The 24837-nt window shown below is 61.3% G+C and carries 28 protein-coding genes; 13 read left to right on the top strand and 15 right to left on the bottom strand.

The window, feature by feature from the left end:
- Positions 1-27: 27 nt before the first annotated feature.
- The 5 genes from AC1DWZ_RS03950 to rpmG all read left to right on the top strand — a co-directional run bounded on the left by AC1DWZ_RS03950 (position 28) and on the right by rpmG (position 5513).
- A complete protein-coding gene (locus AC1DWZ_RS03950) occupies positions 28-339 on the top strand; it encodes a cupin domain-containing protein (RefSeq protein ID WP_477167559.1) in 312 nt (103 codons plus the stop codon).
- A complete protein-coding gene (gene rnr, locus AC1DWZ_RS03945) occupies positions 308-2758 on the top strand; it encodes a ribonuclease R (protein ID WP_477167558.1) in 2451 nt (816 codons plus the stop codon). The genes AC1DWZ_RS03950 and rnr overlap by 32 nt, the downstream gene beginning before the upstream one ends.
- A gap of 166 nt (positions 2759-2924) precedes the next feature.
- Positions 2925-4526, top strand: a complete 1602-nt coding sequence (locus tag AC1DWZ_RS03940; RefSeq protein ID WP_477167557.1) for a S41 family peptidase — start codon at positions 2925-2927, stop codon at positions 4524-4526.
- Positions 4527-4528: 2 nt separating this feature from the next.
- The gene (locus AC1DWZ_RS03935; RefSeq protein WP_477167556.1) at positions 4529-5236 is read left to right on the top strand and encodes an NUDIX hydrolase; all 708 of its coding nucleotides are present in this window, start codon (positions 4529-4531) and stop codon (positions 5234-5236) included.
- A gap of 109 nt (positions 5237-5345) precedes the next feature.
- Positions 5346-5513: a 50S ribosomal protein L33 gene (gene rpmG, locus AC1DWZ_RS03930; protein WP_298684146.1), complete on the top strand. Its 168-nt coding sequence runs from the start codon at positions 5346-5348 to the stop codon at positions 5511-5513.
- Positions 5514-5576: 63 nt separating this feature from the next.
- Here the strand turns inward: rpmG and AC1DWZ_RS03925 are convergent, their stop codons facing one another.
- Both AC1DWZ_RS03925 and AC1DWZ_RS03920 read right to left on the bottom strand, forming a co-directional pair.
- On the bottom strand, positions 5577-6407 hold the full coding sequence (locus tag AC1DWZ_RS03925) for a 3-oxoadipate:acetyl-CoA acetyltransferase (RefSeq protein WP_477167555.1): 831 nt from the start codon (positions 6405-6407) through the stop codon (positions 5577-5579).
- A 23-nt stretch (positions 6408-6430) separates the two neighbouring features.
- A complete protein-coding gene (locus AC1DWZ_RS03920; RefSeq protein ID WP_477167554.1) occupies positions 6431-7294 on the bottom strand; it encodes a phytoene/squalene synthase family protein in 864 nt (287 codons plus the stop codon).
- A gap of 110 nt (positions 7295-7404) precedes the next feature.
- On the opposite strand from AC1DWZ_RS03920, the gene AC1DWZ_RS03915 reads away from it, so the two are divergent.
- Both AC1DWZ_RS03915 and AC1DWZ_RS03910 read left to right on the top strand, forming a co-directional pair.
- Entirely contained in the window at positions 7405-7989 is a 585-nt protein-coding gene (locus tag AC1DWZ_RS03915) for a urate hydroxylase PuuD (protein ID WP_477167553.1), read from the top strand.
- A gap of 199 nt (positions 7990-8188) precedes the next feature.
- Positions 8189-8809, top strand: coding sequence for a superoxide dismutase (locus AC1DWZ_RS03910; RefSeq protein ID WP_477167552.1), 621 nt, complete (start codon positions 8189-8191; stop codon positions 8807-8809).
- Positions 8810-8961: 152 nt separating this feature from the next.
- Here the strand turns inward: AC1DWZ_RS03910 and AC1DWZ_RS03905 are convergent, their stop codons facing one another.
- The 6 genes from AC1DWZ_RS03905 to AC1DWZ_RS03880 form a co-directional block, all read right to left on the bottom strand.
- Positions 8962-9342, bottom strand: coding sequence for an Mth938-like domain-containing protein (locus AC1DWZ_RS03905; protein ID WP_477167551.1), 381 nt, complete (start codon positions 9340-9342; stop codon positions 8962-8964).
- A 28-nt stretch (positions 9343-9370) separates the two neighbouring features.
- Positions 9371-10315, bottom strand: coding sequence for a protein translocase subunit SecF (secF, locus tag AC1DWZ_RS03900; protein ID WP_477167550.1), 945 nt, complete (start codon positions 10313-10315; stop codon positions 9371-9373).
- An 18-nt stretch (positions 10316-10333) separates the two neighbouring features.
- On the bottom strand, positions 10334-11893 hold the full coding sequence (secD, locus tag AC1DWZ_RS03895) for a protein translocase subunit SecD (RefSeq protein ID WP_477167549.1): 1560 nt from the start codon (positions 11891-11893) through the stop codon (positions 10334-10336).
- Between the two features lie 92 nt (positions 11894-11985).
- Entirely contained in the window at positions 11986-12378 is a 393-nt protein-coding gene (gene yajC / locus AC1DWZ_RS03890) for a preprotein translocase subunit YajC (protein WP_477167548.1), read from the bottom strand.
- A 148-nt stretch (positions 12379-12526) separates the two neighbouring features.
- A complete protein-coding gene (locus AC1DWZ_RS03885; RefSeq protein WP_477167547.1) occupies positions 12527-13873 on the bottom strand; it encodes a lytic murein transglycosylase in 1347 nt (448 codons plus the stop codon).
- Between the two features lie 89 nt (positions 13874-13962).
- Positions 13963-14712, bottom strand: a complete 750-nt coding sequence (locus tag AC1DWZ_RS03880; RefSeq protein WP_477167546.1) for a TSUP family transporter — start codon at positions 14710-14712, stop codon at positions 13963-13965.
- A gap of 115 nt (positions 14713-14827) precedes the next feature.
- Here AC1DWZ_RS03880 and AC1DWZ_RS03875 point away from each other — a divergent pair, with 115 nt between their 5' ends.
- From AC1DWZ_RS03875 to AC1DWZ_RS03865, 3 genes are all read left to right on the top strand, one after another.
- On the top strand, positions 14828-15715 hold the full coding sequence (locus AC1DWZ_RS03875; RefSeq protein ID WP_477167545.1) for a LysR substrate-binding domain-containing protein: 888 nt from the start codon (positions 14828-14830) through the stop codon (positions 15713-15715).
- 92 nt (positions 15716-15807) lie between these two features.
- Positions 15808-16704, top strand: a complete 897-nt coding sequence (locus tag AC1DWZ_RS03870; RefSeq protein ID WP_477167544.1) for a DMT family transporter — start codon at positions 15808-15810, stop codon at positions 16702-16704.
- 3 nt (positions 16705-16707) lie between these two features.
- Positions 16708-17949 carry an MFS transporter gene (locus AC1DWZ_RS03865; RefSeq protein ID WP_477167543.1) on the top strand — a complete coding sequence of 414 codons (1242 nt, stop codon included), beginning with the start codon at positions 16708-16710 and terminating at the stop codon, positions 17947-17949.
- Here AC1DWZ_RS03865 and AC1DWZ_RS03860 read toward each other — a convergent pair.
- The 4 genes from AC1DWZ_RS03860 to AC1DWZ_RS03845 are packed head-to-tail and all read right to left on the bottom strand — an operon-like array spanning position 17925 to position 20325.
- Entirely contained in the window at positions 17925-18368 is a 444-nt protein-coding gene (locus tag AC1DWZ_RS03860) for a DoxX family protein (RefSeq protein ID WP_477167542.1), read from the bottom strand. The genes AC1DWZ_RS03865 and AC1DWZ_RS03860 overlap by 25 nt on opposite strands.
- Complete coding sequence (locus AC1DWZ_RS03855) at positions 18359-19123, bottom strand: HvfC/BufC N-terminal domain-containing protein (protein WP_477167541.1); 765 nt, start codon at positions 19121-19123, stop codon at positions 18359-18361. Before AC1DWZ_RS03855 ends, AC1DWZ_RS03860 begins: the two co-directional genes overlap by 10 nt.
- A 4-nt stretch (positions 19124-19127) precedes the next feature.
- Entirely contained in the window at positions 19128-20006 is an 879-nt protein-coding gene (gene bufB / locus AC1DWZ_RS03850; RefSeq protein WP_477167540.1) for an MNIO family bufferin maturase, read from the bottom strand.
- A 28-nt stretch (positions 20007-20034) separates the two neighbouring features.
- Complete coding sequence (locus AC1DWZ_RS03845) at positions 20035-20325, bottom strand: BufA1 family periplasmic bufferin-type metallophore (protein WP_477167539.1); 291 nt, start codon at positions 20323-20325, stop codon at positions 20035-20037.
- Positions 20326-20523: 198 nt separating this feature from the next.
- Between AC1DWZ_RS03845 and AC1DWZ_RS03840 the strand changes: the two genes are divergently transcribed.
- The 3 genes from AC1DWZ_RS03840 to AC1DWZ_RS03830 all read left to right on the top strand — a co-directional run bounded on the left by AC1DWZ_RS03840 (position 20524) and on the right by AC1DWZ_RS03830 (position 22589).
- Entirely contained in the window at positions 20524-21075 is a 552-nt protein-coding gene (locus AC1DWZ_RS03840) for a sigma-70 family RNA polymerase sigma factor (RefSeq protein ID WP_477167538.1), read from the top strand.
- The gene (locus AC1DWZ_RS03835) at positions 21072-21710 is read left to right on the top strand and encodes an NrsF family protein (RefSeq protein ID WP_477167537.1); all 639 of its coding nucleotides are present in this window, start codon (positions 21072-21074) and stop codon (positions 21708-21710) included. Before AC1DWZ_RS03840 ends, AC1DWZ_RS03835 begins: the two co-directional genes overlap by 4 nt.
- A 219-nt stretch (positions 21711-21929) precedes the next feature.
- Positions 21930-22589 carry a Crp/Fnr family transcriptional regulator gene (locus tag AC1DWZ_RS03830; protein ID WP_477167536.1) on the top strand — a complete coding sequence of 220 codons (660 nt, stop codon included), beginning with the start codon at positions 21930-21932 and terminating at the stop codon, positions 22587-22589.
- A gap of 4 nt (positions 22590-22593) precedes the next feature.
- Here the strand turns inward: AC1DWZ_RS03830 and AC1DWZ_RS03825 are convergent, their stop codons facing one another.
- Genes AC1DWZ_RS03825 through AC1DWZ_RS03815 form a run of 3 tightly spaced genes read right to left on the bottom strand, consistent with a single transcriptional unit; the run spans position 22594 to position 24702 of the window.
- Positions 22594-23199: a CDP-alcohol phosphatidyltransferase family protein gene (locus tag AC1DWZ_RS03825; RefSeq protein ID WP_477167535.1), complete on the bottom strand. Its 606-nt coding sequence runs from the start codon at positions 23197-23199 to the stop codon at positions 22594-22596.
- Entirely contained in the window at positions 23199-23993 is a 795-nt protein-coding gene (gene pssA / locus AC1DWZ_RS03820) for a CDP-diacylglycerol--serine O-phosphatidyltransferase (RefSeq protein WP_477167534.1), read from the bottom strand. Before pssA ends, AC1DWZ_RS03825 begins: the two co-directional genes overlap by 1 nt.
- A 22-nt stretch (positions 23994-24015) precedes the next feature.
- Positions 24016-24702, bottom strand: coding sequence for a phosphatidylserine decarboxylase (locus AC1DWZ_RS03815; RefSeq protein WP_477167533.1), 687 nt, complete (start codon positions 24700-24702; stop codon positions 24016-24018).
- Between the last annotated feature and the right edge of the window lie 135 nt (positions 24703-24837).

The raw sequence follows: 24837 nt of genomic DNA, 5'->3' as shown, positions 1-24837 counted from the left end.
CAGTTGATTCTACGGAAAGATCACATAATGCCAGCAAACGCCACCTCCTCTCGCCCCGCAGCCGTCGGGACGGTCCAGGTCGATAATGAGCGAGTCCTCGTCACCGAATGGCGCTTTGCACCAGGAGCCGAGACGACCTGGCACCGGCACGGCTATGATTATGTCGTCGTGCCGATGAAAAACGGCCGCCTGCAGATCGACGATGGCAAGGAGCAGCGCATCGTCGAACTCGTCACCGGGAAGTCCTATTACCGCCCGGTTGGCGTCGAACACAATGTCATCAACGCCAACGATTACGAGTACGTCTTTGTCGAAATCGAATTCAAAGCCCCCCAGTAGCGGTGCTGAGGGCAAGCCTGCAAAACCCAAACCGTCGCGCGGTCCACGCAAGGATTCGCGCGCGGCGCGGAAAGACAAGGCGCGCGCCGCCGAAATCGGCGGTGGCAAGGCGGTGCCCTTCCCGACCAAGGAACAGGTACTGGAATTCATTCGCAGCTCGCCCGTGCCGGTCGGCAAGCGTGAGATCGCGCGCGCCTTTCATCTGCGCGGACAAGACCGCATACCCTTAAAAGCGCTGCTGAAGGAATTGGAGCAAGGCGGGTCCGTCGATCGCGGCAAGGCACGACGCCTGGCGGCGCCGGGGGCCCTGCCGGAAATAGCCACGGTGCAGGTGATCGGCCCAGATGCCGATGGCGATATCTGGGCGCGGCCGATCGATTTTCCGGAAGACGACGCCGAACCGCAGATCATCATCATTGAGGACAAGAAGCTCGACCGGCCTTTGGCGGCCGGTGACCGCGTGCTGGTGCGCCTGGCACGGACCGACGCCGATATCTATGAAGCACGGCCGATCCGGCGCCTGCAAAGCCGCGCCGAGCGCGTGGTGGGCGTGTTCGAGAAAGGCCCGCACGGCAGCGGTCGCCTTATTCCCACCAGCAAGCGGGTCAAGACCGAGTTCACCGTCGATCCCAAGGACACCGGCGGCGCCAGGCCCGATGAGATCGTGGTCGCGGAGGTCGAGCCGGCGCGCCGCTTGGGGACTCCCAAGGCACGCATCGTCGAGCGCATTGGCAAGATCGGTGAAGCGAAGTCGGTCAGCATCATTTCGATTGCCGAGCATCATATCCCGTTCCAGTTCCCGCCCGCTGCCTTGGAGCAGGCGGAAACCGCAACTGCCGCACCGCTTGGCAAGCGCACCGATTTGCGCCAAGTGCCGCTCGTCACCATCGACGGTGACGATGCTCGCGATTTCGATGACGCCGTCTGGGCAGCCCCTGACGACCATGCAGATAATCCCGGCGGCTGGCGCATCATGGTCGCCATCGCCGATGTTGCCTGGTATGTGCGGCCGGACGATCCGCTCGACCGCTCCGCGCGCGATCGCGGCAATTCGGTCTACTTCCCCGACCGTGTCGTGCCCATGCTGCCGGAAGAACTCAGCAACGGCTGGTGTTCACTGCGGCCCCATGAAGACCGCCCGGTGATGGCGGTCGAAATGGTGATCGATGCCAACGGCAAAAAGCTTCGGCACCAGTTCATGCGCGGCTTGATGCGCTCGGCAGCACGGCTCACCTATGAGCAGGCGCAAGCCGCCATGGATGGGCAACCCAATGACCTCACCGGCCCGTTGCTCGATCCCGTGATCAAGCCGCTCTATGGTGCGTTCCAGTCCCTGCTGAAGGCGCGCGAAGCCCGCGGTACCCTGGAACTCGATCTGCCGGAACGGCGCGTCTTCATCAGCAAGGAGGGTCAGATCGATCGGATCGAAGCCCGCCAGCGGCTCGACAGCCACCGCCTGATCGAAGAATTCATGATCGCCGCCAACGTCGCGGCGGCAGAAGCGCTGGAGAAAAAACACTGGCCCTGCATGTACCGCGTCCATGACCAGCCGGATGCGACGCGGATCGAAGCGCTGCGCGAATTCCTGGCCTCGCTGGACTTCAACCTCGCACGCGGCCAGGTGTTGCTGCCCAAGCATTTCACGCAGCTGCTGCAGAAGGCCAAGGACACGCCCTACGCCGAGATGATCAGCACGCTGGTGCTGCGCTCCCAGGCACAGGCGGTCTATGCCCCGGACAATCTCGGCCATTTCGGCCTGGCGCTCGCCCGCTACGCGCATTTCACCTCGCCTATCCGGCGCTATGCGGATCTGCTGGTGCATCGTGCCCTCATCGGCGCCTTCGATTTCGGCGAGGGTGCCCTCGATAAATCGGCGCTCGTTGAGTTTGCAGAGACCGGCGTCCATATCTCCGGCACCGAGCGGCGTGCGGCAGCGGCGGAACGCGACGCTGTCGACCGCTACGTCGCGGCCTTTCTTGCCGACAAGGTTGATTCGGAATTTGCCGGGCGCATTTCCGGCGTGGCGCGCTTTGGCCTTTTCATCAATCTTCGGGAGACCGGTGCGGATGGCATCATTCCCATCTCCACTCTGCCGCAGGATTTCTACGATCACGACGAGCAGCATCATGCGCTGGTCGGGCGCCGGTCGGGTCGCGTTTTCCAACTGGGCCAGTCCGTGACAGTGCGGCTGGTGAGCGCCGATGCGCTCACGGGCGGAATCACGCTGGAGATGCTCTCGGCAGAACCCTTGACCGAAAGGTTAGATCGTTTCGCCGGCCAGACGTCCAAGCGCCAGGCGTTCAAGAGTGGCGGACAAAAGCGGCCGCAACAGGGTCGCCCAAAGAACTTGCGCCTGGGAAAGAAAGGACCCGGGTCGGGCAAAAAAGGAAAAAAGCCCGCAAATAAAGGTAAGAAGTGACCCCGATTGTCATAGAATCGGGTGTCGCAGCCCCTAGCCTAGGACAGGAATTCTGCTAGATTGGCGCAGAACAAGGGGTTACCGGGCGACGCGATCGGGGCAGCGTGTCGGCACTGGAAAAGTAGCGGATACCAACTGATTGAGTGCGTTTCGTCCTGAAGGTGGAGTGACCGGGTGGCCTGGCAAGCAGGTGGCACGCCGGCTAGCGTTTATACCGCTTCTCCTGGGGCTTTACGCCTGTGCGAGCCCCTCCAGCAGATCACCGGAAGATGCGACCGCGGCCCTCGACCGGGACATGCTGGAAACTGGCCTTTCCGATATCGAATCGATCTATATCACCAAACAGGACATCCCGAAGCTGACCCTCACGGGCATGCAGCAACTGTCCAGTCTTGATCCGGACCTCACGGTTGATGGCGACAGCAACGATTTGAGGCTGCTGCTGAAGAAAACCGTGATCGAGACGGAGACGCTGGAAGACGGCGAAGATGCCACCGGCAAGCAATGGGGTAAGGCCGCAGCCAAGATCCTGCGCGAGGCGCGGGAAAAGTCACCCAAGATCGCCGCCGCCGGCAATGAAAAGATCTATGAAACCGTCTTTACCGGCATCGTCGGCAAACTCGACGGTTTCTCGCGCTATTCCGGCACAGATGCGGCGCGGGAAGACAAGGCCTCGCGCGATGGATTCGGTGGGATCGGCATCCGCATTTCCGTCGAAGACGGCGAAGTGCGCATTACCGCCATCATGCATTACACGCCTGCGGAACGGCTTGGCCTCAAAAGCGACGACGTTATCCTGAAGATCGACGGCAAATCGGTCGAAGGCCTGACGCAGCAGCAGGTCGTCAATGAACTGCGTGGTGAAGTCGACAGCCGGGTCGTGCTGACCATCCTGCGCGACGGCAAGGACGAACCTTTTGACATCGGCATCAAGCGCGCCCACGTCGTGCCGGAAACCGTGAGCTATCGCCGCGAAGGCGACACCGCCTATTTCCGCATCTTCAGTTTCAATTCGGAAACCGCCAACAGCCTGAAGCGCGAGATCAACGACGCCAAGGATGAGATCGGCAAGAAGATCAAAGGCTATGTGATCGATCTGCGGAACAATCCGGGTGGCTACGTCCCGCAATCGGTGGCGACAGCCAACCTGTTCCTGGATGAAGGCCGCATCGTGTCGATCCATGGCCGCCATCCCGACAGCCATCAATATTTTGAAGCGACCGATGGCGATATCACTGGCGGCAAGCCGATCGCTGTCTTGATCGACGGCAATTCCGCCTCGGCGGCCGAGATCGTCGCGGCGGCGTTGCAGGATAATGGCCGCGCGGTGCTGATCGGTTCCAATTCCTACGGCAAGGGCACGGTCCAGAACATCAAGCCGCTGCCCAATCAAGGCGAGATCAAGCTGACCTGGGCACGTTTCCATGCGCCCTCCGGCTATACTCTCCATCATCTGGGCGTGTTGCCGACCATCTGCACGTCGGGCAAGCACAATTCAGACGATCTGCTGACCGAGCTGCGCATGGGCGAACTGCCCAAGGTGCCGACGGTGAAGCGCAATGCCGCGAAGCCCGACGATACCAAGGCCTTGGACGCGTTGCGCCAGACCTGCCCTGCCCGCAAAAGCGAAGATCCGATCGATCTGGAACTGGCGCTGAAGCTGATCGAGCAGCCGAGCCTTTATGCCAATGCCGTCGAACTTGCCGATCCGCCGGAAGGCGCACAGGTCGACGACGCCGCGGAAGCCCAGCTTCCCTTCGTTCCCTGAACTTGGCCGATCGACCGGCCATAGCGCGACGGCATCCGGTAAAGCCGGCGGACGCTGCGGGCCTGGTTCTTATCCGCGCCCCCAAATCCGGCGAGGCTGAAATCCTGATCGGCCGCCGGCCGTCCCGGATGGGCTTCCTGCCGGGTATCCATGTCATGCCGGGTGGCCGCGTCGATCCGCCCGACGCGTTGCCGAGCGGATTTCCCGGCGCCCCCCATCCCGCCGTCGCCGCAGCACTCAGCGGCAAACGTCCCCCGATTGCCTTCCTCAACGCGGCCTTGCGGGAGACTTACGAGGAGACGGGGCTTTTGGCTGGCCGGCCTTACGGCGGACCATCGGCCGAGCATCCAACCCCCTTCTGGCAGGCATACCGGTCGGGGGGCCTGGCGCCGGACTATGCCGGGCTGGATTATCTGTGCCGGGCGATCACCCCGGTAACCTCGAAGCGGCGCTTCAACACCCGATTCTTCCTGGGCGACGGGAATCACGTCGCCGGGACCCTGGCCGGCAATGGGGAGTTGGAGGATCTGGCTTGGCGAAAGGTGAGCGAATTGGCCGATCTCACCCTGGTTGACGTCACCCAATATGCTCTGGAAACTGCCTTGGCTCGTTGGAGGGCCCGGACGGCAGTTGGCATGGAGGCAGCTAAGCTATTGAATTATCGAAATGATGTCATGACGCTGCGTAACCAGCGGGCAAAGTGCCGTTAACCAAACCTGCTTTGTCCAGAATGGGCGCCCCATTAACTTGACATTCGGCGTTTCCCCGCTATTTTGCGCCATCCTTTTGCAGCGACACGCATTTTATTGAGAGACGGCCATGGCCAAGTCAGCAACCATCCTCGTGAAACTCGTCAGCACAGCTGACACCGGTTTCTACTACGTGACCAAGAAGAACCCGCGCTCGACCACCGAGAAGCTTGAATTCCGCAAGTATGATCCGGTTGTGAAGAAGCACGTGGCCTTCAAGGAAGCCAAGATTAAGTAATCTGGCTTTTCCACGACGCTATTTGAACGGGGCGCTTCCCATCGGAAGCGCCCCGTTTGCATTTCAGGCCGCTTTCAAGCCCAGCAGCGCCCGCGCTTCGGCCGGGGTCGCCGGATGGCGATCATACTTCCCGCAAAGATCGGCGACACGCTTGACCAGTTCGGCATTGCTGGCAGCGAGGCGGCCCTTCTCGAAATAGATATTGTCCTCAAGCCCGGTCCGCACATGGCCACCGCGCTTCAAGGCCCAGTGATTGGCGTCGAGTTGGAGACGGCCGATGGCCGCTGCCGTCCAAGTGGCGCTCGGCATCATTTCCGTCAGCTCTTCCAGCATAAAGTCGACGATCTTCTCCCGCGCCGGCAAGGCGCCGGGAATGCCGAGCACGAACTGCACATGGGCCGGGCCCTTCAGCAAACCGCGATCGACCAGCACCTTGGCGTTGTAGAGCATGGCGAGATCGAACAATTCGCATTCCGGCTTCACATCATATTTCAGCATGTCATTGGCGAGCTCGTCGATCAGCTGCGGCGGGTTCTCATAGATGATGGTCGCAAAATTGACCGAGCCGGTGGCAAGCGATCCCATGTCGGGCTTCAGCGCCAAGGCAGCTCCCCGCTCCGAGGCTTCTCGGCCACGGCCGCCGGTCGAGAATTGGATGATCATGCCGGGGCAATGCTTGGCGATGCCCAGCTGCACCTGCCGGAACTTCTCGATGTCCGACGACGATTTGTCCTGATCATCGCGCACATGGATATGAACGAGGCTGGCCCCCGCCTCATACGCCTCATGCGTGCTTTCGATCTGCTCGGCCGGCTGTGTCGGCAAGGCGGGATTCTGTGCCTTCGAGGGTTGGCTGCCGGTGATGGCGACGGTGATGATCGCAGGTGTGCTCATGATCTTTTGTCTATTCCCGCTTGCTAGATGCGCCCCAGCCAGCGCGCCGACATGAGGCGCCAGATATTGAGGCCGGAAGGCGCCGTACTGCCCGCCGCGAAAGGATCGTAGCTGTGCCGGCGCAACCGCTCAAGCTGTGCCACCGCAAGACGTCCGGGAAAGAGTGCTGGCGTCGTCGATCGTGGCAGTCGCTGCTTTCGCGCTGCAGCAAGAAGCTCACCAGCGCGCAAGACGAGCCCCTCGATCACGGGTTGAATGGCAACACCTGGCTTCAACTCCAGCAGCAGATCGGGCGACAGACCAGCCGCCGCCATCTCGGATGCTGGCAGGAGGATGCGGCGATGGTGGGCAAGATAAGGCGTCGCCCGCGCAATGCCGATGAGGCCATAGGCCGTGCCAGCCGACCGTGCCGCCTGGCGCCAGGGCGCGTGCGGTTCCTGGACACAGGTTTCCAGCGCCAATTCGCACAGGGTCCCGGCCGTAGCCGCGGCGTAGGTTTCCAACTCGGCCAGGTCCGCAGGCTGCTTCGCCTCGACATCGCGCTCACGCGCATCGATGAGACCATTCAGAAGATCGAGACTGAGCCCACGTCGGTTGACGATACCAGCCAGATCCTGCACCAGATGATGGCGATGATCGCGGCCAGCCGCCACGTCACCCAAGGCATCGCGCCACCATTGCAGGCGAATGAGACCCAGCATCGCTTCCGAGACCTTGTCAGCAATCCCGGCAAGTTCCGCATTGAAGGCGTAGAGGGTGACCAGATCCGGGCGCAACTGCGCCGGTGCCGCCAGCGCACAGAGGTAGCGGTCCCGATCGGCGCGCTGCAGCGCTTCGAGTTCGCGGGCGAGGTTGCCTTCGGGGCGTGTTTCCCTTATCGGTTCCACAGTATTCCCATAATTTTCCAATGGATTAGGGGGAATCAGTTTCTATGGCCAGGGCCATCCTATAGAATGCGTCCCATAGCCACACCGCTTTTGCTTTGGAGGGGTTAGCAATGAGCAAAATTCTCGAGAATCTACATAGGACGTTGGCGGCCGGCGTGGTGCTGGCCATCGTCGTCTTCGTCATCGTCAATCTGAGCGGCTTTGATGCCGGTCCCTATTTCGCCTTCCTGTTCCGCCTGATCCATGTCTGGTTCGGCATCCTGTGGATCGGCCTGCTCTATTACTTCAACTTCGTGCAGATTCCGTCGATGCCGAAGATTCCTGACGAGCAGAAGCCGGCCATCGGCAAGGTGATCGCCCCCACGGCGCTCTATTATTTCCGCTGGGCGGCACTGGGCACGATCGTGTTCGGCCTGACCACAGCCGGCCATAACGGCTATCTGGTCGAAGCGCTGAGCTTCCAGACCGGCTTCCGGACCATCGGCATCGGCATGTGGCTGGCGCTGATCATGGGCTTCAACGTCTGGTTCATCATCTGGCCGAACCAGAAGCGCGCCCTCGGCCTTGTCGAAGCCGACGCCGACACCAAGAAGAAGTCAGCCCGCATGGCGATGTTGACCTCGCGCGTCAACACGATGCTCTCGATCCCCATGCTCTATTGCATGGTGGCGCAGCAGCAGGCGATCGGCGTCTGATAAACGCGGCTTAGCTTTCTGATAAGACTTGCCAATGAAGCGGGGTCCTTCGGGACCCCGCTTTTGTTTTGCGCGCTATTTGGCCGCAGGCGATTTGGGAACCATGGGCCAAGGGAGCGGTTAGGTTTGGACCAGCAGCCAGTGCCGTCGAGATGGCGGCCAGCCGTGCTGCCTATTCCTGCAGCAGAAAGGTCCCATCATGGCCCAGATCACGCTTCCCGAACTTCCCTACGCCATGGACGCGCTCGCGCCGCATATCTCGAAAGAGACGCTTGAGTTCCACTATGGCAAGCATCACAAGACCTATGTCGAGACCCTCAACAAGCTGATCGCCGGCACCGAGTTCGAAGGCAAGTCCCTTGAGGAGATCGTCAAGAAATCCTCCGGCAAGATCTTCAACAATGCCGCCCAGGTGTGGAACCACACCTTCTATTGGAGCAGCCTGGCGCCAAAGGCCGGCGGCGAGCCGGATGGTGTGCTCGGTGACGCCCTGAAGCAAAAATGGGGTCCGTTCGACACTTTCAAGGCCGAGTTCGGCAAGGTCGCCGCGGACACGTTCGGGTCCGGCTGGGTCTGGCTGGTGCAGACACCGGATGGCTCACTCGATCTCAAGAACACCAGCAACGCGCAGACGCCGCTTACGACCCAGGACAAGCCGCTTCTCACCTGCGACGTGTGGGAGCATGCCTATTACATCGACTACCGCAACAAGCGCCCCGACTATGTCGGCGCCTTCTGGAACATCGTGAACTGGAAGTTCGCCGCCGAGAATATGGGCAAGGGTGCCGCCGATACAGCCGGCATTCGCAAGGCGAGTTAAAAATAGACTCTCGCGCACCATTTAAAAAATCCGTCATGCCCGGACCCACTTTTGAATCAAGAATGGCCGGGCATCCACGCTCTCAACTGCACCAGCGGATCCCCGGGTCTTCGCCCGGGGATGACGCGTGAAGAAGCAAGTGATTGCTGGGCTTAAACCGCGATCAAGGCTGCCGCAACCCGGCGGCCTTCGGCCATCAGTACGTTGAATGTGCGCGCCGCAGCGCCGGTATCCATAGGTTCGATCACGATACCCTCTGCCCGCAGGGTCGCGCGCAGATCGCGTGGGATCATGGCGAGGCGCGGGCCGCAACCGACCAGCAGCAATTCAACCTCGCCGGACTTGGCGGCCTGGGAGATCGGCGCCAATGCGGCGACCGTCAGGCCGGCCATATCCGTCACCCGCCAGGGCAGCGTCTGTCCTGGAAACACCAGCACCGAGCCTTCATGCAAGATGTTGGCAATGCGAAAGCGACCATCACCATAGGTCTCGATGATCTGGCGACCGGCTGGTATCAGGGGCGTCACATCCATGAAGCCCTCCTTCAGAAATCGATCGGCGTTACGCCTTCTGCACCGTGGCTTCGGCCGGCTTGCCCTTATCCGACCCGATATTGCGCAGGTTCATATAAAGCAGCATCGGCGACGCCACCCAGATGGTCGAATAAGTGCCAATGATGATGCCCCAGATCATCGCGATCGAAAAGCCGCGCATCGCCTCACCGCCCCAGATCGCCAGAGCCACAACGGAAAGCAGCGTGAGGCCCGAGGTGACGGTGGTACGCGCCAGCGTCTCGTTGAGTGCCTGGTTAATCAGTTGGGCAAGCGGCATGGTCTTGTAGCGACGCAGGTCATAGCGGATGCGGTCATAGATGACGACCGTGTCGTTGACCGAATAGCCGGCGATGGTGAGGACCGCGGCAACCGTGGTGAGGTTGAACTCCAAGCCTGTGAGTGCAAAGAAGCCAACCGTGGTCACGCAATCATGGAACAGCGCCATGACGGCATTCAGGCCGAACTGCCATTCATAGCGGAACCAGATATAGGCCATGATGCCGAGCAACGCGAAGATCGAGGCCCACACGGCGCTGCTCTTTAGCTCGTCGCCGACCTTGGGGCCGACCGATTCCGTGCGGCGGTACTGCCAGTCACTGCCCAACGTATCCTTGACCTTGGCGACAGCCGCCTGGGTTCCGACTTCGCCACCGTCCTGTTGCGGAATGCGAATAAGCACGATGTCGGGAGCGCCGAATTCCTGCAGGGAAATTTCGCCGAGATCGAGATTGTCGAGCTCGCTGCGCATGCTGGCAAGATCGGCCACAGGGGTCGAGCTCTTCACTTCCATGATCACGCCGCCGGCAAAGTCGATGCCGAAGTTGAGACCCTTGGTGAAGACCAAGGCGAAGGACCCCAGCACCATGATCACCGAGATGATGAAGGCAATCTTGTGCGGGCGCATGAAGTTGATGCGCGTGCCGGAGGGAATGAGGTGGAGCGGTTTGAACATTTTTCTAATCCCTTGGCTCTACAACGGCAGCGCTTTGGGGCGCGCCTGGCGCAGCCAGATCGACGTCATCAACCGCGTCACGACGACGGCGGTGAAGACCGAGCTGACGATGCCGATGAGCAGCGTGATGGCGAAGCCCTTGATCGGCCCGGAGCCGAAGGCGAACAGGAACATGGTCGAAATGCCGTGCGTCACGTTGGCATCGAAAATGGTCGCCTGCGCCTCGCGGTAGCCGGCTTCCATCGCATTGACCGGCGACCGGCCGTTGCGCATTTCCTCACGCACGCGTTCCAGGATCAGCACGTTGGCGTCGACCGCCATGCCGAGCGTCAGAACCATGCCGGCAATGCCCGGGAAAGTCAGCGTGGCGCCGATGGCCGAAAGGAAGCCCAGCATCAGCACGCCGTTGAGCACCATGGCGACATTGGCAAAGACGCCGAACAGGCCATAGAGCACGACCATGGCGACGGCGATGAAAGCGATGGCAATGAGGCAGGCGCGCTTGCCGGCTTCGATCGAATCCGCGCCGAGATCGGCACCGACCGTGCGTTCTTCCAGCACCGTGAGCGGCGCCGGCAAGGCGCCGGCGCGCAGCAGGATGGAAAGATCGCGTGCTGACTCGGTGGTAAAGTTCCCGCTGATGATGCCGCTGCCGCCGAGGATCGCATCGCGGATGACCGGCGCGCTGATGATCTGGTTGTCGAGCACGATGGCAAAGCGCTTGCCGACATTGGCCTTGGTCGCATCGCCGAATTTGCGGGCGCCAACCGAGTCAAACTTGAACTGCACCACCGGCATGCCGCCTTCGAAGCCCTGTTGGGCATCAGTGAGGCTTTCGCCAGACACCATTACGGGCTTCTTGATCCACAATTTTTGTCCGGGGCTGCCGTCTTTTTCTATGAGAGGCAATTGCACCGACGTCGGCGGCGCAGTGCCCGTCGATTCAGCAACCTCGTCCACCATCTTGAATTCCATCTTGGCGGTAGGACCGATAACAGCCTTCAAATGCTGGGCATCCGTGACACCTGGCACCTGGACCACAATGCGATCTTCGCCTTGGCGGATGACGGTGGGCTCTTTGGTGCCTGTTGCATCAATACGCTTGCTGATGATTTCGATCGACTGCTCAACTGCGCGCTTCTTGATATCGCCGCGTTCTGCATCACTGAAATATACGCTAACACTTCCATCATCAGCGATGTCCAGTTGCATGCCAGTACTGGCTTTCAGGAGTGCCGTGCGCGCAGCATCAAGCGCACTGAGATCACGCAATTTGAAGGTAACGCGATCATCCCTCACACTGAGATCGGTATAGCCCAGCTTCGCGCTGCGCAGATTGCTGCGAATCTCGTCTTCCACAGCCTCAAGCTTGGATTTGATCAGGGCTTCGGTGTCGACTTCATAAAGCAGATGCGAGCCGCCCTGCAAATCGAGGCCGAGGCTGACCGTGCGCGCCGGCAGCCAGGATGGCAGGTTGGCGATATGAGTCGCGCTGAACACGTTGGGCAGCGCGGTATAGAGACCGAGCAGCAACACCGCCAGGATCAGCGTGATTTTGAATTTTGAGAACTGCAGCATATCGCCCTATGTCCTTGACGTGGCTCGGTGTGGCCCGGCCGCTTTAACAAGCAGATGGCCCGCCAATGCCTGGCAGGCCATCATGCATATGTTCAGGCGTCGTTGGCGCCTTCGCTCTTGGCTTCCGCCTTGGTTTCGACAGCCTTGCCGCCCTTGCCAGCCGGCAGTGTGCGGTTGAGCACATCCTGGATGGCCGAGCGCAGCACGCGCACTTTGACACCGCTGGCGATTTCGACTTCGACGTCATTCTCGCCATCGGACGCCTTGGTGATGACGCCGAGGATGCCGCCATTGGTGACGACCTTGTCGCCCTTCTTCGCAGCACTCACGAGTGCCTTATGTTCCTTCATGCGCTTCTGCTGCGGGCGGATCATCAGAAACCAGAACACGACGAAAATGAGGACCAGCGGCAAAAAGCTGGTCAGCATGTCAGCACCACCCGGCGCGGCACCCGCCGCCTGAGCGTAAGCTTCTGAAATGAACATGAAATCTCTCCCTGCAAATTTTGACCGTCAGGGTACGGCAAACCGCCCCAACCTTCCCGAAAGGCGGGACTATAACCATCGGGGACGGAAAAGCAATCGAGCGCTTTTCCTTGTTTTATAGATGGTTAGCCAGAAACTTTGGTGGGTATCAACTGCCCGCGCGGCGGCGCAGTTCCTCAAGCAAAGCCTTGGTGGCGAATCCATCAGCCGGGAGACCGACCTTTAACTGGAAGACGCGGATCGCCTTGCGACTTTTCAACCCGATGACGCCATCGACATTGCCGGCCAGCAAGCCGCGATCGACCAGACGTTGCTGCAACTCCTCCCGCTCGTCGAGGGAGAGCAGCGGTTCGTCCACCGGCCATGTGCCTTTGATAGCCGGGCCGCCCATGACGCGCTGGCCAAGATAAGCAACCGCGAGCGCATAGGAGGTCGAGTAATTGTATTTGAGGATGGTCTTGTAATTCTTGGTCACCAGGAAGGCCGGGCCGTTATAGCCGGCAAGGACCAGGATGGACGTGCCACCTGGCAGAGCCGGCAAAGGCTGGCCATCGATGGTCTTCACCCCGCGCTGCTGCCAGTGGCTGACCGGCTTGTCGATGTCGAGTTCGGCTTCCTGATAGGGGAAGCCCTTGGGCAGCTTCACCTCGAAGCCCCAGGTGAGGCCGCGCTGCCAGCCATCGCGCACCAGATGATTGGCGGTCGAGGCGAACACGTCAGGCATCGATGTCCACAGATCCGGTGCCCCCGACCCGTCACGATCGACGGCGATGGTCAGGTAGTTGGATGGCAGGAACTGGCTGTGGCCCATGGCACCGGCCCAGGAGCCGATCATCTGTTTGGACTGCACCTTGCCGCTCGCCACAATTTTGAGCGCCGACATCAGTTCCGTGCAGGCGAAGTCCTTGCGGCTGGTGCCATAGCCGACATTGCTCAACGCCTCGAATACATTGACGTCGCCAAAATTGTTGCCGAAATCGGTTTCGATGCCCCAGATGCCCATCAAGGTTGCGGCGCTGACGCCGTAGTCGCGCTCGATGTCAGAGATCAGCCCGCGCACTTCGGGCAGCTTGTCCTGGCCACGCTGGACCCGTTCGGCTGAGACAGCACGATCGAGATAGGTCCAGACCGGTGTCACGAATTCCGCCTGCTTGCCGGCGCGGTCGCGGATCTTGGGGTTTTCGGTGACGTCGGCAAAGGCGGTGCGGATGACCGGCTCCGGTTCGCCCTGATGCAGCGCGTAGGCGCCGAAACGTGCTACCCATTCCGCATAACTCGGCGTCGTTCCGGGGCAATTCGTCTGCGTGATCTGGGTGAAATCGGGCACGGCGGGTGCGGTCGCCGCAGGTGCTGGTGCCGGTGCGGCCGGTGCCGTCGCAACGGGCGGCTGTGTGGGCTGAGCGGCGCAGCCGGACAGAAAGGCCGTCAACAAGGCGGCCGAAACCACCCTGCCAGCCCGCCCCTTTGCTTTCGCCTTGCCTGACGCCGCGTTCATGAACTGCCCTCGCACCTTTCGAATCATGGCGTGAGGATACGGGGCAATCGTTAAAATGTCACCGCCAGACAGCTGCATCAGGAAGGCGACTACATCAACAAGACGACACCACGCGCCAGGTAAACGCAGCCAACCGTGACGCCCAGCCGGCGTGTCCACATCAGGAACGCCTTGTTGGTCAGGCGCTCGAGCGCCAGCCGCGCCAAACTCGTGCCGGCAACGGCGCTGACAACGGAGACACCGAATACCCAGATGGGAATTTCGGTGTTCACATCGGACCGGGTCGCGACCAGGGTGAAATAGGCCAGCCTGAAGACATGGCCGATCAGCTGCGAAACGGCCTTGGTGGCGACGATCTGGCGCCGGTCGAGATCGGTGCGGAAGAAGAAGATGTCGACCAGCACGCCGGCGACACCTGAGAGCAGTTGGATGCTCATCACCAGGAACCCAAGAATGGTCGAGGCATAAGGGCGGCGGATATCCGGGGCGATGCTGGGCGGCACCATGACGGCCAGGATCGGCACGATTCCAAGGCCGACATAGACCCAGGCTGTCGGCGGCTGGAAGCTGATCCATGCGAAAATGCCAAAGGCAACGCCCGACCCGAAGATGTAGCCCGGCATCACCCGCCACAGAATGAGGCGGTGCCACAACAAGGCGCGCCAGCCGTTCGAGGTCATTTGCGTCACGGCATGAAGGCTCATCGCCGCCGGCACCGGCAGCACGATGAGCAGCAAGCCCATGAGGATGAGGCCACCCAGCATACCGAAGATGCCGGACAGGAAGGATGTGCTGACAACCGCGAGAATGACGGCCATCAAGGTGGCGGCGACGGACACGGGTCTGGTTCCCCCAAGGGCCGATATGGCTCGCCTCTATTTGCCGTCCAGCCCACTTTCCCCGCCATCAGCAATATGACAGACTAGCCCAACTTTTTATTGGGCTAGTCTGGACATGATGCCGTCACTCAAAGGATTAAAGGCCGTCGAGGCTGCGTTGCGCTTGGGCAGCTTTGTTGCTGCCGCTGGCGAACTCAACGTCACGCAAACCGCCATCAGCCGCCTGGTGCGGCTGGTCGAGGGCCAAATCGGCCAGACCCTGTTCGAGCGCCATGCCAATTCGCTGATCCCGACACCGGCCGGGCGCAGCCTGGCGCCCTTGCTGGATGATGCCTTCCGGCGCCTGGAAGCAGCGGTCGACAGCGTTCAGCGCAACACCCTGCCCGGCTTGTCCGTGGCCGCGGGGCCGACCTTTGCCATGCGCTGGCTGATCCCGCGCCTGCAGCATTTCCAGCGCCAGCATCCCGGCATCGAAGTCCGGCTGGTGACGGCGATCGACGATCATGTGACGTTGCGGCCGGATTGGGCGGCAACCATTCGCCTCAGCACCGCCCCCCTGCCCGGCCTCATTGCCGAGCCGCTGTTCAGCGCCTCGTTGTTTCCGGTCGCGGCCCCTGCCCTGGCCGAGAACATCAAAAAGTATGCCGACCTGCAGCACCATACGCTTTTGGAAGTTGCGCATGCGCCAAAGGAATGGCCGCGCTGGCTTGCGGAAAGCGGGCTTGATCCGGCACGGTTCCGGCGCCGTCTGTCCTTCGATTACTCAACCTATGCCATTCAGGCGGCTTTGGATGGGCTCGGCATCGCCTTGGTGCGCGCGCCCTATGTGCAGGACGATCTCGACGCGGGCCGTCTCGTTCGGCTGTTCGACCTCGCCTTGGTCGACCCCGGCAAGGCCTGGCACCTGATCTACCGGGCGGAAACATTGAATGACATCCCATTCACGGCCTTCCGCAGCTGGCTCCTTGCCGAGGTGCAACGCAGCACGCGTGCCGGCAGCTAAGCTTGCTGCATATCAGCCATGAGGGTGCGCACCCTTGCCGCCCGTGTGGCGCCCACTATGCTGCGGATCGATCTTTCGGGGGATAGAGTTTCATGTCGGAGAACGCGGCTTCCTTGCATCGCAAGGGAACCTTCCTGGTGGTTGCAGCAGCGGTGTGCTGGAGTCTGGGCGGCCTGATCGCGCGACAGATCACGACCGAGCCTTGGGTCACCGTCGGCTGGCGTGGTGCCATCGCCGCTGTGGCATTGCTGCTGTTCCTGCTGATCCGTGACGGGCGTCAGACCTGGGGCCATTTCCGCAATATGGGGCCGGGCGGTATTGGTGTGGGCATCTGTTTTGCAACCGCGTCGATCTCCTTCGTCATTGCACTTCAGCATGCGACGGTCGCCCTCATTTTGGTGGTGCAATCGACGGCACCGCTCATCGCCGGCCTGCTGGCCTGGGTCTGGATGCGCGAAAGCCTTGGCTGGCCGCGTATCCTCGCCATGTCCGTGGCACTCAGCGGCATCGTGCTGATGGTCTCCAAGGCGGAAGGTCATGCCGATATGCTCGGCATGACCCTGTCCGGTGTCATCGCGGTGAGCTTCGCAGTCGCCACCGTGCTCACGCGGCGCTACAGCCATGTGCGCATGACACCGGCCACCTGCCTTGGCACTGCCATCATGGGCATCATCGGCTTCAGCATTGCCGGTGCCGAGGCACTTGCCGTTTCCACGAGTGATCTCTTCTATCTGTTCCTGTTCGGTGCCGTGCAGTTGGCGATCGGGCTCATTCTTTTCACCTTCGGCGCGCGCCTGATCCCGGCTGCGGAAGCAGCACTCATCTCCCTCGTGGAAACGGTGCTCGGCGCCTTCTGGGTATTCCTGTTTCTCGATGAGAATCCCGGCGTCTATGCGCTCTATGGCGGCGCCCTGGTGCTGACTGCCGTTGCCGGTAATACGCTCTACGACCAGCGCCGTGCCGCCCGCCAGCCGTTGAACGTTGCCTAGATCATGACTCCTGTCACCCGCGGCATCCTGCTCCGCGCCCTTGGTCCCTTCGCTGCCGGTTATTTCACCTCCTATCTCTTTCGCGTAGTGAATGCCGCCATCTCCGATGACCTCATCGCCGAGCTTGCGCTCAGCAAGACCGATCTCGGCGTGATGACGTCGATGTATCTCTATGGCTTCGTGCTGTTTCAATTGCCGCTGGGCCTGCTGCTCGACCGGTTCGGCCCACGCCTGGTGCAATCCTGCCTGCTGCTGCTGGCGGCCTTGGGCGCCGCCTGGTTCGGCCTTGGCGAGAGTACCGCGAGCCTAGCCGGCGCGCGCCTGCTGATCGGCATCGGTCTCGGCGGCAGTCTCATGTCGGCCTTCAAGGCCAATGCGGTGTGGCTACCCCCAGAACGCCTGGCGCTTGCCAATTCCACGGTCGTTACCTTCGGCGGCCTCGGCTTTCTGGCCGGGACCTACCCCGCCAATCTCGCGGCCGATCTCATTGGCTGGCGCGCCTTGTTCGGCGTGCTGGTGGTATTCACGCTCGCTGTCGCCGCGGCGATCTTCTTCCTCGTGCCAAAGCGCGATGACGATCACCGGCCGGTTGCCTTGGGTACGCAGCTGCGCGGCTATGCAGGTGTGTTCAAGGATCCGATCTTCTGGCGTGTCGTCCCGATGGTGGCCACCATTTCCGGCACCTTCATCGCGACCCAGACGCTGTGGGCGACCCGCTGGATGACTGACGTGCTCGGCTTCGACCGACACGCAGCCGGCCAGCAGCTGATGATCCTGGGGCTGGCCTTTGCCATCGGCTCGCTGTCGACCGGAATCATTGCCGACAAGGTGCAGCGGCGCGGCATCGGCACTAAAGTCGTCCTGGCAACGGCGTTTGGCCTTTTTGCGGCTGCTCAGCTTGCAATGATCTTTGCCCTGCCCGTGCCCTTGCCGCTGATCTGGATCGTCTATGGTTTCACCGGCCAGGCTGCCAATCTCGGCTATGCGACGCTCGGTGCGCATTTTGGCCGTGACCTTGCTGGGCGCGCGCAATCCGCCGCCAATTTGATGCTGTTCCTCGCTTCGGCTTTTTTCCAGTCTTCGATCGGCTGGGCCCTAGACCATTTGGCAACCGATCCCGCGACGACAACGAGCGGCAATTACGCCATCGCCTTCGGTGTCCTGCTGATCCTGCAACTCGTGGCCTTTGGCTGGTATGTGGCCGGCCGCTACGCGGTACCTCAACGCAGCATGCCGGTACTCTGAGCCGAATAGGTCTTCAGCACATAGTCGGCCGAGAAGCTGCCGGCACCATATTTGATCAGGAAAACGAGCGACGCGGCCCAGACCGCGTGAGTATCGAACGCACCTGGATAGACAAAGATCTCAATCACCAGGGTCATACCGAGCAATGCCAAGGCCGCAAAGCGCGTGCCAAGGCCAATGAAGAGAAACAGCGGCATGGAAAGCTCCATCCCCATCGCCAACGGAGCGGCGAGTTCCGGTGGAAGGAGCGGCAGGCGATATTCGTCCTGAAATAGAAATAGAGTGTTGCCGTTGCTCCAGCCGTCCAGCTTGAGCAGGCCCGAGCGCAGAAAGACGGCGCCAATGCCGACGCGGGCCAAGAGACTGATCAGGTCATTGGGTGTCCGCGTGAAGATATCAATGACGCGCCTTAACAGCATGGTGATTGTCCGTTGATGGCTGGCATGAGACGGAAGCCGGAGAAAACGCTGGCGCGAAACAGCATCGCCAGCGTGGCGGCAAGATCGAACTGCCGGTGACCGGCATGCGCTTGCGCCGTGGCATGGCCGAGCGTGGCGCCTTGCTGAAGCTGTGCCATGAAGATATCGGCACCGTTCACCAATGGCACGCACACGACGTGATCATATGGCCGAACGAGCAGGACGGTTTCGCCTGGGGCGTCGGCCGGAACTGCCTTGGTCACGGCATCGAACGTATTGGTGCGCCAGATCGAGAATATGGGAAAGGGTGACGCCATAATATGGCACGTCGGATGCAAGTTGAAAGAGAGTCGATCCATGTCCGCCACGTCAAGTAAACGTAGCTCAGCCGCATCCAGCGGCTGAGCGTCGGCGCCGTGCTGCGCCAGATGACGTTGCCATTCCACCTCCGCCACCGGGCCAAGATATGGCAGATGACGGGCCGGTTCGAATGCCGAAATGAAGTCCGGAAATTCGGCCCCATATTGCAGCAATACCGGCGACCGCGGCGGCGACAGTTCCACAAAGATGCGGGCGCATTGCGCAAAGAAGTCATCTCCAACCAAGCGCCGGACCACGGGAAAGCGTGCCTCCAAACTCTTGATCAGGCCGGCATAAACATTGTTCCGGTAGATCCTGAAGTTGCGCGGCGGCAAGATACCTTGCGGCACATCGCGTCCAGTCGCCCAAATCGCTCCGGCAAATGCTGCTTCCATCTGGTCAGGCAACGGCACGATTGCACTCCTGCTGCAGAATCCGGTCGGCCGATTGCGCCTCGGCCAGCAGATCCGTCCAAGCTGGCATGTCCTGATCCCACTCGATCAAGGTTGGCACCGGGCCTATTTGCCGGATCATCCGGTGGTAAAGTTCCCAGACGGCATCACAAACAGGACTGTTGTGCGCGTCGATCAGCAGCACCTGTCCACATTCATCCGACTCCGCGAGATGACCCGCCAGATGTATTTCCTGAACATGCTGCCAAGGAAATGTATCAAGATAGCTCATCGGATCACGTCCGAAATTGATGCCGGAAACATAGGCGTTGTTGATGTCGAGCAGCAGGCCGCAGCCGGTCCGATTCGCCAATGCCCGCAGAAACTCGGTTTCAGTCATGTCACTGCTGGAAAACTGCACATAGAGAGATGGATTTTCGATCAGGATCTGCCGCCCCAACTTCTCCTGCGTTTCGTCGACGTGATCGGCCAGCCGGTCAAGCGTCAGCTGCGTATAGGGCAACGGCAGCAGGTCATTGAGAAACCGGCCGCCATGGCTCGACCAAGCGAGATGCTCTGAGAACAAGGCCGGCTGATAGCGATCGATGAGCGCACGCAGGCGTACGAGATGTTCAGTATCCGGCCGCGCCTCCCCGCCCAATGACAGGCCGACGCCGTGAAACGAGAGCGGATATTGCGCACGAATCTGCGTGAGAATCCGGTGCTGCGGTCCGCCCGCACACATATAGTTCTCGGGATGCGCCTCAAACCACCCAAGCGGTGCTGGCGCAGCGAGAATGTCGGCATAGTGCTCCGGTCGCAATCCGACCCCGGCAGATGCCGGGATCGGGTGCTTGCCGTCCACGCTAAGGGAACGAAGTGTCATCACAGCTGACAAACTGCGATGGCGTCGGTCACGAGCCCATCGGCATCAAGCTGCCGGCGCGCTCCGTGCCGTCGGGCAACTTCACCATCGTGGTTTCGCAGGTGCCCTTGGGAACAGCCATCCAGGCGTCCTTCTCATAATCGGCCTTGGATTGGCCAGCGCAGGAATTGTTGCCAGCAGAAGCGCAGTCATTCTTCCCCGCCATGGCGATGCCGAAGCACTTTTCCTTCGCGTCATCGGCAGCCGCGGGCGCGGCAGACAAGGCCAGCGCGGTCAACAGGGAACCAGCAATGGCAAGACTGATAGTACGACGATCCATAGTCATTTCCTCCTGATGTCATGGGCCTTCATTGGCCCTACCGAGACCCATTCGGCACCTTCGCCAAGGTTGTTACAGTCGACATGACGGGCCAGCCCGGTTTACCGTTGGCGTAGCCTTCTTCATGATGCTGTCCCGGCCCGTAACAGTTCCGGCGTGTAACAATGAAGACCGGTCGCCGTATGAGGGGATACAGGTGTGAGTGAATTGGAAGACGATCTGGCCAGCTTGATGCGCGCGGCCCAAGCGGGCGACGCGGCGGCCTATCGCCGTTTGCTTACCGACCTGGCCGACATGCTGCGCCGCTGGGTCAGGCGGGAGCTTTCGCGCCAGGGGTACGAGGTTACGGAAGCCGAGGATATCGTGCAGGAGACGTTGCTGGCCATCCATTTGAAGCGGGCGACCTGGGATGCCGACCGGGCCATCCTGCCTTGGCTGCGGGCGGTGACGCGCCACAAGCTGATCGACAATTTGCGCCGCCGGGGACGCCGGATCATGGTGCCGGTCGACGACATGCTGGAGATCCTGGCCGCCCCCGAGCCCGAAGAGACCCTTTCCAGCGAGGCGCTGGACCGGCACCTCGCCACCCTGCCGCCGGGTCAGTCCCAGGTCGTGCGGGCCATTTCAATCGATGGACTGTCACCAGCGGAGACTGCAAAGCGGCTGATGCTCAGCGAGGGCGCCGTGCGCGTCGCCTTGCATCGCGGCCTTGCCGCCTTGGCAGCAGCGGCGAGAAGGAGCCAGTCGTGAAGACCGATGATCTCATTGGCAGCCTCGTTGCTGACCAGGACCAAGCCTCCATATCGGTGCGCGGCATGTTGTTCTTGGCGCTGCCCGTGGCGCTCGTGGCTGCCGTATGCCTGTTCAGCGCGATTCTCGACATGCGGCAGGATTTTGTCGCCGCCCTCGCCAGCTGGCGCTACCTGCTCAAGATAGCGACCGCAGCATGTGTCGCGTTCTTTGGCCTTTGGCTGCTGTTCCGCATGACCCGTCCGCAGCACGCCCCACGAGACGACATCAAGCTTGTGCTTCTCGCACTACTGCCATTGGCCCTTGGCCTGATCGCTGAGTTGGCGGCATTGCCGGCGGATCAATGGTCGGCGAGCGCCATGGGCTTCCGGCCGCTCTATTGCCTTGGCCTGGTGCCACTTATTGCCGCCATCCCGTTGGGGGCGACCTTGCTGGCGCTGCGGCGCGGCGCACCGCAATCACCGATGGCGGCGGGTGCCGCGTCGGGTTTTGCCGCCGGCGGCATCGGCGCCTTGATCTACGCCTTCCATTGCAACAACGATTCGCCCTTCTATGTGGCGATCTGGTACCTGTCGGCCATCGGGATCGTCACGCTGATCGGCGCCGGAATCGGCCGGACCTGGCTGCGCTGGTAGGCCGCTCCTCGTTCACGATGAGTTCCAGGCAGCACTCTTATCCACCACCCTTATTCCGCTGCTGCCGTTATCTGGTGCCGGCGGGCAGGATTTCATGGTCGTCCTGTCTTGCACGGCCGGTTGGCGGAATGACGCCTTTCGACTATGCTGCCGACCATGGGAACGACTCAGACACAATCCGTTGAACGCACCTTACGCGCTTTTGCGCTGCTGGAGGGCATGCCCGAGGCCGAGCTGAAGACATTGGAAGCCCGGTGTCGCTGGCGCAGCTGTGACAAGGGCCAGACCGTGCTCGACAAGGGTGCGACCTCAAAGGATGTCTTTTTTGTCCTCCGGGGATCGGTCGCCGTCGTCACCTTCTCGCCATCCGGCAAGGAAGTGACACTTGCTACTGTAAAACCCAGTGAATCTTTCGGTGAGCTGGCCGCCATCGACGATCAACCACGATCCGCCAGCGTGACCGCGATTGAGAAGTCGGAACTGTGCATCATGCCGCCGGAAGTCTTCATGGACCTGGTGCGTACCAATGCCCTGGTATCCTTCCGGCTGCTGCAGCGCATGGCGCGCATGGTCCGTCAAAGCGGTCTGCGCATCATGGAATTGTCCACCCTCCAGGCGGCGCAGCGTGTCTATGCCGAACTGCTCCGTATGGCCCAGCCGGAAGCTGCCGTCCCGGGCCTTTGGGTGGTACGGCCTCTGCCGCCAATGCATGAGATTGCCGGCATCACCAGCACCACGCGCGAGACCGTCAACCGCGCTGTAAGCCAGCTCTATCCCAGCGGCCTGCTAAAGCGCAAAGGTCGCAACCTCTATCTGATGGATAAGGGAAAGCTCGAAGAGCTGGTGCAGACCTTGCAGGCTCACCACAGTCACAAATAGGCATTCACGATCGCAGCGCTCGCAGGGTTGTCGCCATCCGGGTGACGGTGGTTAGCCAGCACAGGGCACCGAAAATCCAGGCCAACGACGCAAAACTCTCTGGCCAGACCAGCATCGCCGCAAAGATCAGAATAGTCTCCGTGCCCTCGGTCAACCCGCCGAGATGCGCGAAACCTTTTCTTTGCGCGGCATCCGGCGTCCAGCGCCGCTGCGCGGCGACAATGGCGTGAGCCAGGAAACTGGAGCCCGTGCCCACGAAGCTGAAGATCAAGAAAGCACCGGCGACGGCATCCATCGGCCGCGCCACGGTGAAGGCAAAGACGAAGCCTGCGTAAAAGAGAAAATCCAGGACGATATCAAGATAGGCGCCACGATCGGTCCCAATCATGGCGCGCGCCACGGCGCCGTCCAGGCCGTCACACAGTCGATTGAGCAGAAGCAGGATCAAGCCGGCAATGTAGCTACCGGTGGCCACCGCCACCATGGCGGCAAGACCGATGGCAAAGCCGGTCCAGGTGACCTGATCAGCGCCGATCCCGCGCCGCACCGCGTGAGCAGCCAGTTGATCAAGGAAGGGGTCGATGCGCCGGCGAACGACGCGATCGAACATCAGTCCTGGTCCGTTTCAACCGGCGCGGTGACAGGTGCCACGATGGGACGCTGTGCCTGCAGGCGGCGCTGCGACCGATACGCCACCGGCAGCGTGCAGAGATAGGCCAGCAGGGTGAAAAACAAGGTCGCCCAGGGAACGCTCACCAGCAATGAGGCATAGACCCCGACGAAGATCATGGTCGGCAGGACCCATGCCTGCGTCACACGTACCCGCTTGAACGAGAAGGTGGGCAGGCGGCTGACCAGCAGACCGGCAACGCCGATCAGGAAGATGCCGACGAAGGCCGGGGCACGCAGGAAGTCGGCGCCATATTCCAACCAGGCGATAAGCGGCATGAGGACCAGGCCGGCACCGGCGGGGGCCGGCACACCGGTGAAGAAGCGGCTGGTCCAGGCCGGCAAATCGGCATTGTCGAGCTTGGTGTTGAAGCGAGCGAGACGCAGCGCCATGCAGGCACTGAAGGCCAGTGTCAGGGCCCAGCCGAAGCCCTTTACTTCCTGCGTGCTCCACAGGAACATGATCATCGCGGGTGCAACGCCGAAGCTCACAAAGTCGCTCAAAGAATCAAGTTCAGCGCCAAACTTGCTGGAAGAATCCAGCAGGCGCGCGATACGGCCATCGAGCGCATCAAAGATGGCCGCGATCAGAATGGCGAGGACCGCCAGTTCCCAATGCCCGAGCAAAGCCTGGCGAATACCGGTCAGTCCCGCACATAGCGCGGTGATCGTCAGCATGTTGGGGATGAGCCGGTTGATCGAATGGTCGCGCAACCTGTTGCGTCTGATCCTCACCGCATCCTCCTCACAAATGGTTTCAGCGCATCTCGCCGAGGCGGGCCGCTTCTTCCGACCGCAGGTCGGCAAGGACGGTTTCGCCAGCGACAGCAATCTGGCCGACGGCAACCAGCGGCTGCACACCGTCCGGCAGATAGACGTCAACGCGGCTGCCGAACCTGATCATACCGTAACGCTCACCGGCCCGCAGCTTTTGTCCCGGCCTGGTCCAGCACAGGATGCGCCGCGCCACCAGACCGGCGATCTGCACCACGCAGATATCCTGGCCGTCCGGTGTGCGCAGGTGAAGCGAACTCCGCTCATTCTCATCACTCGCCTTGTCGAGCGCCGCGTTCAGGAATTTGCCGGCGCGATAAGCGCTGCCGATCACGTCGGCATCGACGGGCGCGCGGTTCACATGAACATTAAAGACGTTCATGAAGACACTGATGCGGGTCCGGGGCCGTTGGTCGAGCCCCAGTTCCGCGGGTGGCACGGCGGGCTGGATCATCTGCACAACGCCATCGGCCGGGCTGATTACCAGACCAACGCGGTTCGGTGTCACACGATCAGGGTCACGGAAGAAATAGACACACCATAGAGTGAGGACCACGCCAATCAGTCCCAACGGCTCCGCGAGCCACCACAACAAGGCTGTCACAACCGCAAATCCGGCAATAAAAGGCCAGCCGGCGCGATGAATGGGGCAGAGAACTTTGGGCGTCAAAATTGTCCCTCACTGGATCCGTGCCGGGAACCCGCCCAAATGCGCATTCCGTCGGCTAATCTCCTGATTTGCCATATAATGACGAACACGTCACGGATCAAATCCCGCGTCACAATGGCACTTTTTCTGCACCGG

The sequence above is a fragment of the Dongia sp. P2_B8 genome, from assembly GCF_056404715.1.
This window is presented reverse-complemented; position numbering and strand designations above follow the sequence as displayed.